This window comes from Amycolatopsis melonis, assembly GCF_040064235.1.
Lineage (GTDB): Bacteria > Actinomycetota > Actinomycetes > Mycobacteriales > Pseudonocardiaceae > Amycolatopsis > Amycolatopsis melonis.
Genome location: NZ_JBDZYD010000005.1, coordinates 204461 through 220616 on the forward strand (window position 1 = coordinate 204461; position 16156 = coordinate 220616).

General features: G+C 73.5%; 9 protein-coding genes. 4 read left to right on the top strand and 5 right to left on the bottom strand.

Going from position 1 to position 16156, the window contains the following annotated elements:
• Positions 1–148: 148 nt before the first annotated feature.
• Together ABJI51_RS14880 and ABJI51_RS14885 are read left to right on the top strand one after the other, a co-directional pair.
• Complete coding sequence (locus tag ABJI51_RS14880; protein ID WP_348951173.1) at positions 149–2143, top strand: SDR family oxidoreductase; 1995 nt, start codon at positions 149–151, stop codon at positions 2141–2143.
• A 198-nt stretch (positions 2144–2341) separates the two neighbouring features.
• The gene (locus tag ABJI51_RS14885; RefSeq protein ID WP_348951175.1) at positions 2342–3556 is read left to right on the top strand and encodes a coiled-coil domain-containing protein; all 1215 of its coding nucleotides are present in this window, start codon (positions 2342–2344) and stop codon (positions 3554–3556) included.
• A 235-nt stretch (positions 3557–3791) separates the two neighbouring features.
• On the opposite strand, the gene ABJI51_RS14890 is transcribed toward ABJI51_RS14885, so the two are convergent.
• On the bottom strand, positions 3792–5117 hold the full coding sequence (locus ABJI51_RS14890) for an amidase (protein ID WP_348951177.1): 1326 nt from the start codon (positions 5115–5117) through the stop codon (positions 3792–3794).
• A gap of 40 nt (positions 5118–5157) precedes the next feature.
• Complete coding sequence (locus ABJI51_RS14895) at positions 5158–5760, bottom strand: helix-turn-helix transcriptional regulator (protein WP_348951179.1); 603 nt, start codon at positions 5758–5760, stop codon at positions 5158–5160.
• 221 nt (positions 5761–5981) lie between these two features.
• Here ABJI51_RS14895 and ABJI51_RS14900 point away from each other — a divergent pair, with 221 nt between their 5' ends.
• Together ABJI51_RS14900 and ABJI51_RS14905 are read left to right on the top strand one after the other, a co-directional pair.
• A complete protein-coding gene (locus ABJI51_RS14900) occupies positions 5982–9143 on the top strand; it encodes an ATP-binding protein (RefSeq protein ID WP_348951181.1) in 3162 nt (1053 codons plus the stop codon).
• 157 nt (positions 9144–9300) lie between these two features.
• Positions 9301–12924, top strand: a complete 3624-nt coding sequence (locus tag ABJI51_RS14905) for an ATP-binding protein (RefSeq protein ID WP_348951182.1) — start codon at positions 9301–9303, stop codon at positions 12922–12924.
• A 149-nt stretch (positions 12925–13073) separates the two neighbouring features.
• Here ABJI51_RS14905 and ABJI51_RS14910 read toward each other — a convergent pair whose 3' ends face one another.
• From ABJI51_RS14910 to ABJI51_RS14920, 3 genes are read right to left on the bottom strand one after another with little or no spacing between them, the layout of a single operon-like run.
• Positions 13074–14441: a GH1 family beta-glucosidase gene (locus tag ABJI51_RS14910; RefSeq protein WP_348951184.1), complete on the bottom strand. Its 1368-nt coding sequence runs from the start codon at positions 14439–14441 to the stop codon at positions 13074–13076.
• On the bottom strand, positions 14438–15262 hold the full coding sequence (locus ABJI51_RS14915; protein ID WP_348951186.1) for a carbohydrate ABC transporter permease: 825 nt from the start codon (positions 15260–15262) through the stop codon (positions 14438–14440). The genes ABJI51_RS14910 and ABJI51_RS14915 overlap by 4 nt, the downstream gene beginning before the upstream one ends.
• The gene (locus tag ABJI51_RS14920; protein WP_348951188.1) at positions 15259–16155 is read right to left on the bottom strand and encodes a carbohydrate ABC transporter permease; all 897 of its coding nucleotides are present in this window, start codon (positions 16153–16155) and stop codon (positions 15259–15261) included. The genes ABJI51_RS14915 and ABJI51_RS14920 overlap by 4 nt, the downstream gene beginning before the upstream one ends.
• Between the last annotated feature and the right edge of the window lies 1 nt (position 16156).

Genomic DNA, 16156 nt, shown 5'->3' on the forward strand with positions numbered 1-16156 from the left:
GGCCGACACGGTATGGGACGCAGGTCACGAGTCGGCCGCGAGCCAAGTTACCCGTGAGTAACTTCACGTGGCCGGACGGTGGTCCACGCCCCGCGGATGCAGCAGAATGCCCTGAGTCAGGGCGATGCGGCGAGAGGTGATGAGGAAGATGGCGACGTTCTTGGTGACCGGGGCGACCGGACTGATCGGCCGCCAGTTCACCCGGCTTCTGCTCTCCCGTCCGGACGACGACCGCGTGACGCTGCTCGTGCGCGCGTCCTCGAAGGCCAAGCTGGCCGCGCTCGTCGACCAGTGGCCGCACTCCGACCGCGTCGAGCTGGTCACCGGCGACCTGGCCGAGCCGCTGCTCGGCGTGTCCGAAGCCGACCGCGAGAAGCTGCGCGGCAACGTCGACCACGTCGTGCACCTGGCCGCGCTCTACGACCTCACCGCCGACGACGAAGCCAGCATCAAGGCCAACGTCGACGGCACGCGCAACGTCGTCGACCTCGCCGCGGACCTGCGGGCAGGCTGCCTGCACCACGTGTCGTCGGTGGCCGTGGCCGGCGACCACGAAGGCGTGTTCACCGAGGAGATGTTCGACGCCGGGCAGCGGCTGGTCACGCCGTACCACCGGACCAAGTTCGAGGCCGAGAAGATCGTCCGCGAGCAGACCGAGGTGCCGTGGCGGGTGTACCGGCCCGCGGTCGTCGTCGGGCACTCCGAGACCGGCGAGATGGACAAGGTCGACGGCCCGTACTACCTGTTCCCGGCGATCAACCGGCTCGCCGGGCTGCCGGACGTGCTGCCGCTGGTCGGGCCGGACCTCGGCGACACCAACATCGTGCCGGTCGACTACGTCGCCACGGCGCTGCTGGAGCTGGTCGTCAAGCCCGGTCTCGACGGCCACGCCTTCCACCTGGTCAACCCCGAGCCGCAGCCGGTCGTCTCGGTGTACAACGCCTTCGCGCGGGCCGCGGGCGCGCCGACGATCACGGTGCAGCTGCCCGAAGGCGTCTCGAAGCGGATCGTCGGGCTGGTCAAGCTGACCGAGCACATCCCGGGCGTCACCATCGCCCGCGACGCGGTGCTCGAACGGTTCGGCATCCCGCCGGTGCTGCTGGAGACCATGGCGTTCCCGTCGGTGTTCTCCTCGGCCGAGACGCGCAAGGCGCTGGCGGGCACCGTCGACGTCCCGCGGCTGGAGGAGTACGCGCCGACGCTGTGGCGCTACTGGCGCGAGCACCTCGACCCGTTCCGCGCCCGCAAGCACGGCCCGCGCGGCGAGCTGGACGGCCGCCGCGTGATCATCACCGGCGCGTCCTCGGGCATCGGCCGGGCGACGGCGCTCAAAGTCGCGGCGGCGGGCGGTGTCCCGCTGCTCGTCGCGCGCCGCCAGCACGAGCTGGAGGAGGTCCGCGACGAGATCGTCGCCGCGGGCGGGACGGCGTCGGTGTACCCGGCCGACCTGACCGACGAGGACTCGGTGCACAAGGCCGTCGACGCGATGCTGGCCGAGCACGGCCGGATCGACATGCTGGTCAACAACGCGGGCCGGTCGATCCGCCGGTCGATCAAGCTGTCGTACGACCGGATGCACGACTACGAGCGCGCGATGGCGATCAACTACTTCGGCGCGGTGCGGCTGATCCTCGCGGTGCTGCCGCACATGTCCGAGCGGAAGTTCGGGCACATCGTGAACGTGTCGTCGATCGGCGTCCAGGGCATCGCGCCGCGCTTCTCGGCGTACGCGGCGTCGAAGGCGGCGCTGGACTACTTCTCGCGGATCGCGGCGACCGAGACGCACGGCGACGGGATCACCTTCACCACCATCCACATGCCGCTGGTGCGCACGCCGATGATCCGCCCGACGAAGATCTACGACGCGTTCCCGACGAAGTCGCCGGAACAGGCCGCGGACATGGTGATGAAGGCGCTGATCGAGCGGCCGAAGCACATCGGCACCCCGGCGGGGCAGGCGATCGGGCTGGCCTACACGCTCACGCCGGGCCTCACCGACGCGATCGCGTACCAGGGTTACCGGATCTTCCCGGATTCGACCGCGGCGGGCGGTTCGGGCGAACTGAAGATCGGACGTGGCGAGAAACACCTGTCGCGCGCGGCGATGGCGCTGGCCCGGCTTTCGCGCGGCTTCCACTGGTGACTGAGGCTTGTTTCGGTCAGGCCGCCGCGCCCCGAGCGCATACCGCCGGCCAGCACGGATGCCATGCGGCGGCCGACGGCTGAACAAGCCTCACTCTGCGTTCGGTGGGTGAGGCCGTTGAGGCGACACGGCGACACGTGTTGGTGATTCGTTAAGCCGGACGGCGGAGGCGGCGGGTACCCGGGTACGGTCGGGCGCATGGTTCCTGAGCGCGACCCGGCCGCACCCGCCCTCAACGGCCTCCTCCCCCTCCGTCGTGAATACACCCAGGCCTGGCACGGCTTCGACCGCAACGAGGTCCGGCAGTACCTCGACCACGTCGAAGGTCAGCTGCGCCGGGTGCTCAGCGAGCGCGACGCCGCGGTGGCGCAGGCCGCGGCCGCCGCGCGGGAGCTGGAATCGGTCCGGCAGCAGGTGACGTCGCTGGAGGCGCGCGTCGAGGAACTGAAGAAGCCGCCGGAGCGGCTGGAGGACCTCGACGAGCGGATGCAGCGCACGGTGACGCTCGCGCAGGCCCGCGCGGACGAGATCGTCAAGCGCGCCGAGGTCGCCGCGGAGAAGACGTGGGCGTCCTCGACCGAGGCGTCGAAGAAGCTGCGCGAGCGGTACACGAAACTGGTCGCGGAGCTGGACAAGCAGGCCGACCTGCTGCACTCGGAGCACGAGGCGGCACTGGCCGAGACGCGCGCCGAGGTCCAGCGGCTGACCGTCGAGGCGGCCCAGCGGCGCGAGCTGCTGGACAACGAGGCCGAGCGCAAGCGGCGGAAGCTGGAACGCGAGTTCGAGGCGTCCCAGGCGGCCCAGAAGGCGGCACTGGAGAAGCACATCGCCGACCAGCGCACGGCGAGCAAGAACCAGGCCGAGCGCCGCATCGCGGAAGCGACGGCCGAGGCGAAGCGGCGCCTGGACGAAGCAACGGCGGAAGCCAAGCGGCGCCTCGACGAGGCGACGACCCAGGCGGCCCAGCGCACGACGGCGGCCATCCGCAAGGTCGAGCGGCTCGCGGAGATCCGCGAGCAGGCCCGCAAGAGCCTGGCGATGGCGGAGGACATCCTCAACCGCAGCGAGACCCAGCTGGCGGCGCTGCCGGAGGAAGCGGTGATCCCCCAGGCGTCCAAGCTGGTGGGCGGCGACGAGCCCGCGGACTCCCCGACGGCCCCGGCCGCGCCGGTGGTCCCGGTGGTGCAGCCGCAGATCCCGGCTTCTGCCCAGCCCTCGGTCAAGGCAGCGGCTCAGGCACCGGCTCCGGCTTCGGCTTCGGCTTCGGCCAAGGCGGCTCAGGCGGGGAAGCCCGCTCCGCAGCCGGGGAAGCCGGGCAATGCCCCGGCGAAGCAGAACGGCCCGGCAACCAAGCCGGCGAACGGAAACGGCGCAAAGCCCCTGTCCCCGACGGCGAGCAAGCCCGGTTCCTGAGCCCGGTTCCTGAGCCCGGCCCGCTCAACCCGTTCTGAGCAGCCCCCGTTTTCCACGCTACCGGTGGACACCGACAATTCCGGGTCACCGCAGCGAGGGCCCCGGCCGATCTGCACCCGGGTGGTCTGCCGCAGGTCGTCGTGAGTGGTAATTCGCGTTCTAACCCTCATTACCACTCACGACAAGCCGCGGCAGACCACCCGCGCAGGCGAACCCGCAACGCCCCGTCGCCGCTCTACCTCCGGGATGTGCGGGGCCAGGGGTTGGCCGCTTCCAGCTGGGCCGCCAGCCCCAGCAGCAGTGGCTCCCCGCCCGGCTTGGCGATCAGCTGGACCGAAGTCGGCAGGCCCGAGACCGCCGACCGGCCCATCGGGACCGTGATTGCCGGGTAGCCCGCCAGGTTCCACTGGCCCGTGAAACCCGCCAGGCGCGTCGAGGGCAGCACGTTCGCCAGCCAGCGGCGCTCGTGCCAGCGGCCCGCCTTCACCGGCCAGTGGGACAGCGTCGGCGTCAGGAACACCTCGTGGCCCTCGAAGAACTCCTCCGCCCGCTCGATCCAGCGCTGCTTCGTCCGTTCGCGGACCAGGCCCGCTCGCAGGATCAGCCGTCCCGCGCGGACGTGCGCGCGGGTCCGGCGCTGGAGGCGGGTCACGTCGAAGCCGCGGGCCTGGACCGCCGGGCCCGCGCACCAGCGGGCCGTCATGCCCAGGACCATCGTCGGCGGGTAGCGCGGGGCCGCCGGGGTCACCTCGTGGCCCGCCGACGCCAGCAGGCCCGCCGCCGTCGAGACTGCCGCCACCAGCTCCTTGGGGACCGGTGTGTGCAGCAGCGGCACCGTCGTCGACATTCCGATGCGCACTGCGGACGGCGAGGGCACCGACGCCAGCGAAGGCACGTCGGCCAGTACCGACAGCAGCAGCGCCGTGTCGGCCACCGTTGTCGCCATCGGGCCGTGGACCGACATGCCGAACCAGCCGCCTTCGGCCAGCAGGTCCGCTCCCGGCTTGAGGCCGACCAGGCCGCACATCGCCGCCGGGAGGCGGATCGAGCCGAGGCCGTCGGAGCCGTGGGCGAGCGGGACCATGCCCGCCGCCACCGCCGCCGCGCTGCCGCCGGACGAGCCGCCCGAGGCGTACGTCGGGTCCCACGGGTTGCGGGCGATGCCGTCCGGGGTGTCGCTCATCGGCCAGATGCACAGCTCCGGCACCCGCGTCAGCCCCACCAGCACCGCGCCAGCCGCCCGCAGCCGGGCCGCGATCACGCCGTCGGTCTCCCCCGGGGTGGACGGCCCGGCCTGCGAGCCGTGCGAAGCGAACTCGCCGGTGACCTCGGTGACGTCCTTGACCGCGACGGGCACCCCGGCCAGCGGCAGCGACGCGAGATCCGGCCGCGCGGCGACCTCGGCGGCCTCCCGCAACGCCTCCTCGGCGCGTACCCGGCGGAAGGCGCCGACCACGCCGTCCGCCGCGGCGATCCGGTCCAGTGCCTCCCGCGTCACCTGCACCGGGTCCAGCGCACCGGCCCGGACGGACGCCGCGATCTCTGCTGCGGTCAACACCATGATCGAGACCCTAGCCCCAGGCACGGGCCGGGGAAACGGCTCAGATCGCGCCCGCCCGCAACGCGTAGGCGACGGCGTGGGCGCGGTTGTTGAGCCCGCAGCGCGTCATCAGGCCGTAGAGGACGTTCTTCACCGTCCGCTCGGAGTAGCACAGCTTCGCCGCGATCTCCTCGGTCCCGAAGCCCTCGGCGACCAGCCGCAGCACGTCGCACTCGCGGGCGGCGAGCCCGGACAGCGTGAGCCCGTTCGGCTCCAGGACGTCCTTGCGCATCCGCTGCACCTGCGCGAGCAGCGCGCCCTGCAGCCGCGGCGGCAGGTTGGCCGTGCCGTCGCCCGCGGCGAGCACCGCCGTCACCAGCTCGGCGCCGCCGGTCTCGCGGCGCGGCAGGATCGCCACCACCCCGCACTCCAGCGCCGCCATCAGGTCGCTCTCGCGGAAGTGCTCGACGACCAGCACGACGTGGGACGCCTTGGCCGCGCGGATCTCGCCCAGCACGGCTTCGGTGACGTGGTCCTCCATCACCAGCAGCACGTCGGGCACGAGGTCGGTGACCCGGACGTCCGGATGCGCTTCCAGGAGGCTCACCGCGCCGGCGTACGTGATCGGGTCCGAGGCGAGGACGGCGACTTCGACGGGCTTCATGACGGCAGTGTGGACGGCGGGACTTCACGCCTTCCCTATTCCGTCTTCACGCGCGTGAAGACGGGCTTCCCCGAGCGTCGCGCACGCGGCGCCGCAGCGGAACCCCGGCCGCCGCCCGTTGCCCGAATGTCCGCCATCCTTGCCTGCCGGTTCACGGCGGCCGCGTATGCTCACGGGAGGCATCCGGCGCGTGACCGTTCGTCGCGCACGAAGGGAGACCGATGTCGGCCGCGGACGGCTCCGCACCGAGACTCCGGCTGCTGGGCCCGGTCAAGGCCTGGCGGGGTGAAACGGAGCTGGACCTCGGCTCCGCGCACCGGCGGACGGTCCTCGCCGCGCTGGCGATGCAGCCCGGCCGCACGGTTTCGCGCGAGGAGCTGATCGACGCCGTCTGGGGCGAGACGCCGCCGCAGAGCGCGCAGGGTTCCATCTACACCTACGTTTCCGGGCTGCGGCGGGCACTCGAACCCGGCCGCGCCAAGGGCGAGGGCCCGCAGCTGCTCGCCTCGACCGGCTCCGGCTATTCGCTGCGCCTGGACCCCGAAGCAATCGACGTCCATCGCTTCGAAACCCTGCGCGAGCAGGCACAGCGGCGGCAGTCGGCCGGTGATCTGCGCGGTGCCCGCGAGGCCCTCGACGAAGCACTGGCGCTCTGGCACGGCATTCCCCTGTCCGGGCTGCCCGGCCCGTTCGCCGCCGCGCAGCGCCTGCGGCTGGCCGAACTGCGGCTGGCGACCGTCGAACGCCGCGCCGAGGTCGTCCTGGAGTCCGGCGGGCACAGCGAGCTGATCGCCGAGCTGACCGCGTTGACGCGCGAGCACCCGTTCCGGGAAACGTTGCGCGGGCTGCTCATGCGCGCGCTGGTCCAGGCCGGGCGGCGCACCGAGGCGATCGCGGTGTACACCGACGTCCGCGACAGGCTCGTCGAAGCCTCGGGTACCGAGCCCGGCCCGGCACTGCGGCGGCTGTACGACCGGCTGCTGGAGAAGCCCGCCGCCGCACCGGAACCGCCGTCGCCCGCGCGGCTGCCCCGGGTTCCGGCGGCGGCGCGGCCGGACCGGGCGGAGATCTTCGTCGGCCGGGACGCCGAGCTGGCGCGGCTGCGCGAAGCCGTCGACGATGTCGCGGCGGGAACCGGCCGGTCGGTGTGGATCGACGGCGAACCGGGCAGCGGCCGGACCGCGCTGCTGGCCGAAGTGCTCGCCATGGCGCAGCACCTCAACCCCGCGTTCGCCGCCGCGGACGCGCTGGACCAGCGGTTCGCGCTGCGGCCGTTGCTCGACGCGCTGGGCCCGCGGGCCGCCCGGCTCGCCGTCCCGGGCGCGGACCCGGTCGACGCCGTGCTCGGGCTGGTCCGCGAGCTGTGCGCGGAGGCGCCGCTGGTGCTCGTGGTCGACGACCTGCAGTGGGCCGACGACGGCACCCTGCGGCTCTGGCGGTACCTGAGCCGGGAGACGCGGCAGCTGCCGCTGCTGCTCGTCGGCGCGTGCCGTCCGGTACCGCGGCCACCGGCACTCGACGACCTGCGTGCCGGGTTCGACATCGATGACATCACCGTGCTCACGCTGCCGCCGCTGGCCGAGCCCGCCACGCACGAGCTGGCCACCGAGCTGACCGGCGCGCCACCCGGGCCGGGCCTGCAGCTGCTGGTCTCGTACGCGGCCGGAAATCCGCGCTACACCAGGGAAATCGTCGAGACGCTGCTGGCGCAGGGGATGATCGTGCTCGACGGCGTCCACGCGCACCTGGACGGCAACTCGTGCCAGAGCATCCCGGCGCCGCTGGGGTCGCGGGTCACGCAGTACCTGAGCTTCCTCTCCAGCGGCACCCGCGACACCCTGCGCTGGGCCGCGCTGCTGGGCCGCGAGTTCTCGCTGTCGGACATTGCGGTCGCCACCGAGCGGCCACCGACGGCGCTGGTCGGCGCGGTCGACGAGGCGATCACCGCGGGCGTGCTGGCCGAGTCGGGCGACCGGCTGACGTTCCGGCACCCGCTGATCCGCCGCGTGCTCTACGAAAAGTCTCCCGCGGCCATGCGCGTCGCGCTGCACCGCCAGCTGGCCGAGGCGTTCGCCGGCGCGGGCGCCCCGGCAGGCCGCGTCGCCGAGCAGCTCGCCGCGGCACCCGCGCTGGTGGACCCGTGGGTGACCGCGTGGCTGGTGGCGCACATCGGCGAGGTCGCCGCCGAGACCCCGCGGATCGCGGTGGAACTGCTGCGCCACGCCGTCACCCAGGGCACGCCGTCCCCGGACGCGAAGGAGACACTCACCGCGGTACTGGCCCGGCTGCTGTTCTGGCTGGGCCGCGAGCCGGAGGCCGAAGCGCGTTCGGTGGCGGCACGGACGGCCGACCGCGCCCGCGCGGCGGAAATGCGCTGGATCCTGGCCTACGTCCACTACCGCCGCGGCGACTTCGCCGAGGCGACCGCCGAGCTGAAGCGGACCCTGGACGACCCCGGCGTGCCGGAGCCGTGGCGCGGGCGGCACGAAACGTTGCTGGCCACGGTGGAACGGCTCGGCGAGGACACGGCCCTGCGCCCGGTGGGCCTGCACCCGCTGGACGACGCGGCGCTGGCCGTGCCGGACCTCGGCAGCCTCGGCGAAGCCGCCGAACCGCTCGAAGCGGCCCGGCGGATCGCCGCGACCCGCGCGGTGCCGGGCGAGACCCACCTCGCCGGCGCGGTGCACTGCTACTGGCTGGGCCGCTGGCCCGAGGCGCTGGACGAGCTGGACGCGATCCTGCGCGACGGCGCGGAAACGACGTCGTACGTCCTGCGCGGCCCGGGCCCGGCGCTGCTGGTGCACGGCGTGGGCGCGCTGATCGCCGGGCACCGCGGCGAGCCGGCACTGGCGCGGACGCGCCTGGACGCGGTCGGCCTGCGGGCGGAGGGCTTCGACGGCGGTGGTTTCGTGCTCGCGGCGCGGGCGTTGCTGGCCGAGCAGGAAGGCAGGCCGGAAGCGGCACTGGACGCGCTTCTGCCGCTGCTGGCCGAAGACTGCCCGCCTGCCGCCCGCACGCCGTGGCTGCCCGACCTGGTGCGGCTCGCCTGCCTGGTCGGCGCGCCGGAACGGGCCCACGAGGCACTGCGCCTGCTCGACGACGGCGTGGTGGCCGCGCACTGCCGCGGCCTGGCAGGCCGCGATCCGGGGCCGGTGCTTTCGGCGGCCGCGCAGTACGGCGCCGCGGGCCGGGTGCTCAGGCAGGCCAGGGCGACCGAGGACGCGGCGATCCTGCTGGCCGAGGCGGGTGAGCTGGCCGAGGCGCGAACGGCGTTCCGCACGGCACTGACCGCGTACACCGGGATGGGCGCGGTGTGGGATGTCCGGCGCGCGGAGGAGCGGATGCAGCCGTTCGGCATCCGCCGCGCCCGCCGGACGGCCTGACCGGCTCGTTGACCGGCCTCCGGTGTCACGGCTCCGGCGAGTCCGGCTCGGGCTGGGTGTCCCGCGGGCGCGGTGGGTGAACGCGCAACCTTTCCCCGGCTTGCCGCGTCAGTAAGCTCGCGGAGTAGTCGGCACCGAACTGTCCGGACGGAACGACATGCCAGGGGAAGCGGACACCGGTCTGCGGGTGGGCGTGCTCGGCCCGCTGCGGGCCTGGCGCGGGGCGGCCGAGATCGGCCTCGGCCCCGCCCGTCAGCGCGCGATCTTCGCGGTGCTGGCGGTCAACGCCGGCCGTCCGGTGCCGCGCGCCGAGCTGATCGCCGGGGTGTGGGGCGATTCCGCGCCGGCCAGTGTCGAGGGCAGTGTCCACACCTACGTCTCGGGGCTGCGGCGGGCGCTCGAACCCGGCCGTTCGCGCTGGTCCGCGGCCAGCGTCCTGGTCTCCGATCCCGCGGGCTACTCCCTGCTGCTCGGCGACGACGCGCTCGACGCCGCCGTGTTCGAGCGGCACCGCGACCGCGCGCAGCGGCTGCTCGACCAGGGTGATCCGCGGGCGGCCGTCGCCGAGCTGGACGCCGCTCTCGCGCTCTGGCAGGGCGAAGCGCTCTCCGGCGTGCCCGGCGGGTTCGCCGAGCGGCACCGCGAATACCTCGCCGAGCTGCGGCTCGACACGCTCGAACGGCGGGCCGCGGCGCTGCTGGCGCTCGGCGAGCACCTCGACCTCGCACCCGAGCTGGCGGTGCTGGCCGGGGAGCACCCCCTGCGGGAGTCCCTGCGCGAGTCGCTCATGCTCGCCCTCTACCGCAGCGGACGGCACGCCGAAGCCCTCGACGTCTTCCGCGACGCCCGCGCCACGCTCGTCGCGGAACTCGGCGTCGAACCCGGTCCCGCGCTGCAGCGCCTCCAGCAGCAGATCCTCGCCCAGGACCCGGCACTCGACGCGCCCGCGGCGCCGGTCGAGATCGCCGGGAGGCGGCTGTTCGGCCGGGAAGCCGAGACGCGGCGGCTCGCCGAACTCGTCGCCGACGTGCGCGCCGGGCGTGGCCGGGCGGTCTGGATCGAGGGCGAGGCCGGCATCGGGAAGTCCGCGCTGCTCGCCGGCTCGCTGCCGGACGGCCCCGGCTTCCAGCGGCTCTGGGCGGCCGCGGACGAGCTGAGCACGCGGTTCCCGCTGCAGGTCGTGCTGGAGTGCCTGGCCATCGACGTCCATTCGCCCGATCCGCGGCGCGCGCGGGTGGCCAAGGAGCTGGCGGGTGAGAGCCCGGTGCGGCGCAGCTGGGGCCCGGCCGACCCGGTGCTCGGCGCCGTCGACCGGCTGCTGGCCCTGGTCGACGAGCTGTGCGCGCACTCGCCGCAGGTGCTGGTGATCGACGACCTCCAGTGGGCGGACGAGGCGTCCGTGCTGGTCTGGCACCGGCTCTGCGCGGCGACCCGGCAGCTGCCGCTGCTGCTGGTGGCCGCCACCCGGCCGGCGCCCGACCGCGCGGAACTGGCCCAGCTGCGGCGCGGGGTCCAGGCGCGGGACGGCGTGATCCTCGACCTCGGGCCGCTGACCGGTGAGGACGTCGACCGGCTGATCGAGGACCAGATCGGCGCGCCGCCCGGGCCGGGCCTGCGCGAGCTGGCCGCCCGCGGTGCCGGGAACCCGTTGTACGTCAAGGAAATGGTCGACGTCCTGCTGCGGGCGGGTGCGGTCGAGGTGACCGGCGGCGAGGCCGACGTCGACGACCCGGCGGAGTTCGAGGCACCGCGGTCGCTGGTCGCCGCGGTCGACCGGCGGCTGGACTTCCTGACGGCGCGGACCCAGGAAGTGCTGCGCTGGGGTGCCTTGCTGGGCATGGAGTTCGCCGTCGGCGACATCGCCGCGGTGCTCGGCACGCGGCCGTCGGACCTGCTGGCGCCGCTGGAAGAGGCCCTCGCGGCGAACGTGCTGATCGACACCGGGACGCAGCTGGCGTTCCGGCATCCCCTGCTGCGCCAGGCCCTCTACGACCGGCTGCCGTCCGGAACGCGGGCGGCACTGCACCGGCAGGCGGCCGAGGCGCTCGCCGGGATCGGCGCGCCGGTCAAGCGCGTCGCCGAGCAGCTGGTCGCCGCACCGGCCACAGTGGACGAATGGGTGCTGGACTGGCTGGCCGCGCACCACGCGGCCGTGTCGAACCGGGCCCCGCTGATCGCCGTCGAACTGCTGGAGCGCGCGCTGGCCGCGGGTGCCGGAGCACGCCGGGAGACGCTGCTCGTCGCGCTGGTCAAGGTGCTGTTCCGGCTCGAACGCAACCCGGAAACCCTGGCGCGGCAGGCACTCGAGGTCGCGACCGATCCGGACGCCGCCGAGGAGATGCGGCACGTCCTCGCGGCGCTGCAGCACCGCCGTGGCGACACCGAAGGCGCGGTCGCGACGCTCGGCGCGTCGGTCGACGACCCGGCCGTGCCGGAGCTGTGGCGGGTCAAGCACCGGCAGCTGCTGGCCAACTTCCGCCGTGGCGACCTGTCCGATTTGGACGCCGCGGAGAAGGCGGCTCACGAGACGAAGGCACTGGCAGGCGGCGACCGTTACCTGACCGCGCACGCGCTGCAGACGTTGTGGCTGGTCGATTCGGTGCGCCGCGAGCACGACAGCGCGCTCGTCCACATCGACGCGGCGATCGAGGCCGTCGGTGACGAGCACGAGCTGGCCGACCTGCACCTCGACCTGCTCGACAACCGCGTGTTCACGCTGCAGAACCTCGACCGCCTCGCCGAAGCGGGCGACACACTGCGCGCGGCGGGGGAAGTCGCGGCCCGGCACGCGCTGCCGGTCGGGCTGCAGGTGTCCGCCGCGGTGCACCGGTACTGGGAAGGCCGCTGGGACGAGGCCGTGGTCGAGCTGGACACGGTCATCGAGGACGGCCCGGCGATCACGTTCTACGGCCTGCGCGAGCCCGGCCCGGCGGCGCTGCTGCTGCACGGCGTCGCGGCGCTGATCGCGGGCCGCCGCGACGACCGGGCACAGGCGGCGGCCCACCTCGACGCGGCGGAGGAGTACGCCCCGGCGACCGGCGCCGAGCGCGAGAGCTTCGACTTCCTGCTGGTCGCGGACGCACTGGCGGCGGAGCAGCGCGGCGACCGCGCCCGCGCGATGGCCGTCCTCGAGCCGATCCTGAACCCGACGTACGCGCAGATGATGCTGCGCCACCAGTGGCTCCCGGCGTTCGTGCGGCTGGCGATGGAGCAGGACGACGTCGTCCGCGCCCGCCGCGCGCTGGCGGTGTGCGAAGAGGAGGCGGCGAAGGAGCGACGTCCGGCACGGGCCCACGCGGCGGCGGCGTGGTGCCGCGGCCTGATCGAGGAGGACCCGGCCCCGGTCCTGGCGACGGCGGAGCACTTCCGCGCGGTCGGCCGCCGCCCGGAACTGGCCACGGCCCTGGAGGACGCGGCGGTGCTGCTGGCCAGGTCGGGCAGCCTGGATGCGGCACACGCGGCGTTCGAGGAGGCGGCGGAGCTGTACACGGCACTGGCGGCCCGCTGGGACCTGCGCCGCGCGGAGACGCGCCTGCGCAGGCTGGGCGTCCGCCGCGGCGCGCTGTTCGCCCCGATCCGCCCGGGCCACGGCTGGGACTCGTTGACCCCGATCGAGGTCCGCATCGCCAGCCTGGTCGCGGAGGGCCGGTCCAACCCGGACATCGCGGCCGAGCTGTCCCTGCCCCGCCGCACGGTCCAGGCCCACGTGGCACGCCTGCTGGGCAAGCTGGAGACACCGTCCCGCTCGGGCGTCGCCGACGCCGTCCGCCGCCTCGGCTGACCGGTCGTGTCGTCCCTTCAATCACGCGTGTCGGCTTCCTGATCACGCGTGTCGGCTCTTCGATCACAAGCTCGGCTACGGCTCGTGTGCTCGAAACGCCAACACGCGTGGCAGGGAGGTCGACACGCGTGATCAGGGGGTCGACACGGCTAGTCCACCAGGGCGTTGGCCTTCGCGACCCGGCCCAGGTACCTGCCGGAGTCCTTGACCGTGCGGACCTGGGTCTCGAAGTCGACGTGGACCAGGCCGAACCGTTGCGTGTACCCCATTGCCCACTCGAAGTTGTCCAGCAGCGACCAGGCGAAGTACCCGCGCACGTCGACTCCCGCCCGGATCGCGTCGTGGACCGCGCGCAGGTGGTCGGCGAAGTAGGCCGTGCGTTCCGTGTCGCGGACCCGGCCGTCGACCACTTTGTCCACAAAGGACGCTCCGTTCTCGGCCACCACCAGCGGCAGCCCGCCCGTCTGGGCGTCGAGCCGGCGCAGCAGGTCCGTGAGCGTGCCGGGTGCCTGTTCCCAGCCGAACGCCGTCAGCGGCGGCGGGGCGGGCAGCACGTCCAAGCCCCGCAGCCCCGGCAGCGGGCAGTTGCCCGGCCCGAGCGGGTCGTCGAGCGGGGTGACGCGCGCCGGGGCGTAGTAGTTCACGCCCAGCCAGTCGATCGCCGCCGCGATGACGTCGGTGTCGCCGTCGCGGACCGCGGCCGCGAACCGGCCGCCGTGGTGCTCGACGTCCGCCATCACGTCCGGCGGATATCCCTTGCCCAGCACCGGGTCCAGGAAGAACCGGTTGTGGATGCCGTCGAACTTCCGTGCCGCCTCGGCGTGGGCCGGGGAGTCGCCGTCGGGGATCGCCGGGGCGAAGTTCAGTGCCAGCGAGAACTCGTGGCCCGGCCGCGCCTGCGCGGTGAGCGCGCGCGTCGCGAGGCCGTGGGCGAGCAGCAGGTGGTGCGCCGCGACCAGCGCCGTGTCCTTGTCCTGGATCCCTGGCGCGTGCACGCCGCTGCCGTAGCCGAGGAACGCCGCGCAGAACGGCTCGTTGATCGTCGTCCACTGGCCGACGCGGTCGCCGAGCGCGTCGTGCACGACCGTCGCGTAGTCGGCGAACCGTGCGGCCGTGTCGCGCTCCGGCCAGCCGCCCGCGTCCTGCAGCGCCTGCGGCAGATCCCAGTGGTACAGCGTCAGCACCGGGACGACGTCGCGGCGCAGCAGCTCGTCGACCAGCTGGTCGTAGAAAGCGAGCCCGGCCGCGCAGGTCGTCCGGCCGTCCGGCATCACGCGCGGCCAGGCGACCGAGAAGCGGTAGGCGTTCAGGCCGAGGCCGGCCAGCAGCCCGATGTCCTCGCGGTAGCGGTGGTAGTGGTCGCAGGCGACGTCGCCGGTCGCGCCGCCGAGCACCTTGCCGCCGTCCGCCGCGAAGGTGTCCCAGATGGACCGTCCGCGGCCGCCTTCGGTGACACCGCCCTCGATCTGGTACGACGCGGTCGCCGCACCCCACCAGAAACCCGTCGGGAAGGTCATACCGGCGCCCCTTTCAGGATTCCCCGCACGATGTGGCGGCCCAGCAGCAGGAACAGCGCGATGACGGGCACGACGGCGACCGTCGCGCCGGTCAGCATGAGCGCGTAGTCGGTGTAGTACCCGCTGGCCAGCTGGGACAGGGCGACCTGCACGGTCGGCGTCTCGTTGGGGTCGAGGACGACCAGCGGCCAGAAGTAGTCGTTCCAGGTGGCCATGAAGGTGAGCATCGCGAGCACCACGGCAGGCGCGCGCAGCGCGGGCACGGCCACGTGCCAGTAGGTGCGCAGCACCGAGCAGCCGTCGACGGTCGCGGCGTCGACCAGGTCAGCGCTGATCGCGTTCTCGCAGGCCTGCCGCATCCAGAACACGCTGAACGCGCTGACCAGCGCGGGCACGATCACCGCCTCGAGCCGCCCGTACCAGCCGAGGTCGCCGACGACGAGGTACAGCGGGATGACCCCGAGCTGCGCCGGCACCATCGCCGAGCCGACGACCAGCAGGAACAGCGTGTTGCGGCCGGGGAACCGCAGCCGCGCGAAGGCGAACCCGGCGAGGCTGGCCAGCACGACGTTGGACACCATGACGGTGCTCGCGACGATCAGCGAGTTCCCGATGGCGAGCCAGAAGTCCACGGTCGTGAAGACCCGCCGCACGTTGCCGGCGAGGTGCCCGCCCGGCACCAGCAGCAGCGACGTTTCGCCGATCGCCGAGTTGTCGCGCGTGGCCACGACGAACGACCAGTACAGCGGGAACACCGACGCCCCGAGCACCCCGGTGAGCACGGCGTACACCCAGCCGCCCGGCCGCCGCCGCGCCGTCACGCCGCCCTCACGAACCGGCGCACCAGCCGGTAGTTGACCAGCGCGAACACCGCGCAGAGCACGAACAGCACCCAGGTCAGCGCGGCCGCGTACCCGGCGTCGAAGTGCGTGAAGCCCTTTTCGTACAGGTACATCACCAGCGTCTGGAACTGCCGGTCGTTGCCGCCGGTGCCGCCGGCCCCACCGGCGTCGAACAGCTGCGGCTCGGCGAACAGCTGGAGCCCGTTGACCGTGCCGGCGATGGCGGTGAAGGCCAGCGCGGGCCGGATGCCGGGCACGGTGACCGACCAGAACGTCTGCCACCGCGAAGCGCCGTCGAGTTCCGCGGCCTCGTACAGGACACTCGGGACGCCCTGCATCGCGGCCAGGTAGATGAGGGCGTTGTAGCCGGTCCAGCGCCAGAGCACCATGCTCGCGACGGCAATGTGCGACGTCCAGGTCCCCGCCTGCCAGTTGACCGGGGCGACGCCGAACCAGCCGAGCACCTCGTTGACGACGCCGTAGTCGCGGCTGAACAGCTGCCCGAACACCAGGCCGATCGCGACGACGGAAACGACGTTCGGCAGCAGTACGCCGGTGCGCCACCAGGTCGCGCCGCGCAGCGGCCGGTCCAGCAGCGCCGCGATGCCCAGTGCCAGCAGGAATTCCGGGACCGCGGCGAGCAGGAAGATGCCGACGGTGTTGGCCAGCGCGTTGTAGAACCGCGGGTCGGCGAGCAGGTCGCGGTAGTTGGCGAGGCCGAGGTAGCCCTGGTCGCCGTCGAGGAGGTTCCAGCCGTGCAGCGAAACCCACGCGGTGTAGAGCAGCGGGAAGGCGCCGAACACGACGAACAGGGCGAAGAACGGCGCGACGAGCAGCAGCGGCGTGACCGCGCGGTCGAGACGGTGCCGCACG

What these genes read in the sequence shown, in the direction of transcription:
- ABJI51_RS14880 (WP_348951173.1), top strand. Translation starts at nt 149, where the DNA reads ATGGCGACGTTCTTGGTGACCGGGGCGACCGGACTGATCGGCCGCCAG.
- ABJI51_RS14885 (WP_348951175.1), top strand. Translation starts at nt 2,342, where the DNA reads ATGGTTCCTGAGCGCGACCCGGCCGCACCCGCCCTCAACGGCCTCCTC.
- ABJI51_RS14890 (WP_348951177.1), bottom strand. Translation starts at nt 5,117, where the DNA reads ATGGTGTTGACCGCAGCAGAGATCGCGGCGTCCGTCCGGGCCGGTGCG.
- ABJI51_RS14895 (WP_348951179.1), bottom strand. Translation starts at nt 5,760, where the DNA reads ATGAAGCCCGTCGAAGTCGCCGTCCTCGCCTCGGACCCGATCACGTAC.
- ABJI51_RS14900 (WP_348951181.1), top strand. Translation starts at nt 5,982, where the DNA reads ATGTCGGCCGCGGACGGCTCCGCACCGAGACTCCGGCTGCTGGGCCCG.
- ABJI51_RS14905 (WP_348951182.1), top strand. Translation starts at nt 9,301, where the DNA reads ATGCCAGGGGAAGCGGACACCGGTCTGCGGGTGGGCGTGCTCGGCCCG.
- ABJI51_RS14910 (WP_348951184.1), bottom strand. Translation starts at nt 14,441, where the DNA reads ATGACCTTCCCGACGGGTTTCTGGTGGGGTGCGGCGACCGCGTCGTAC.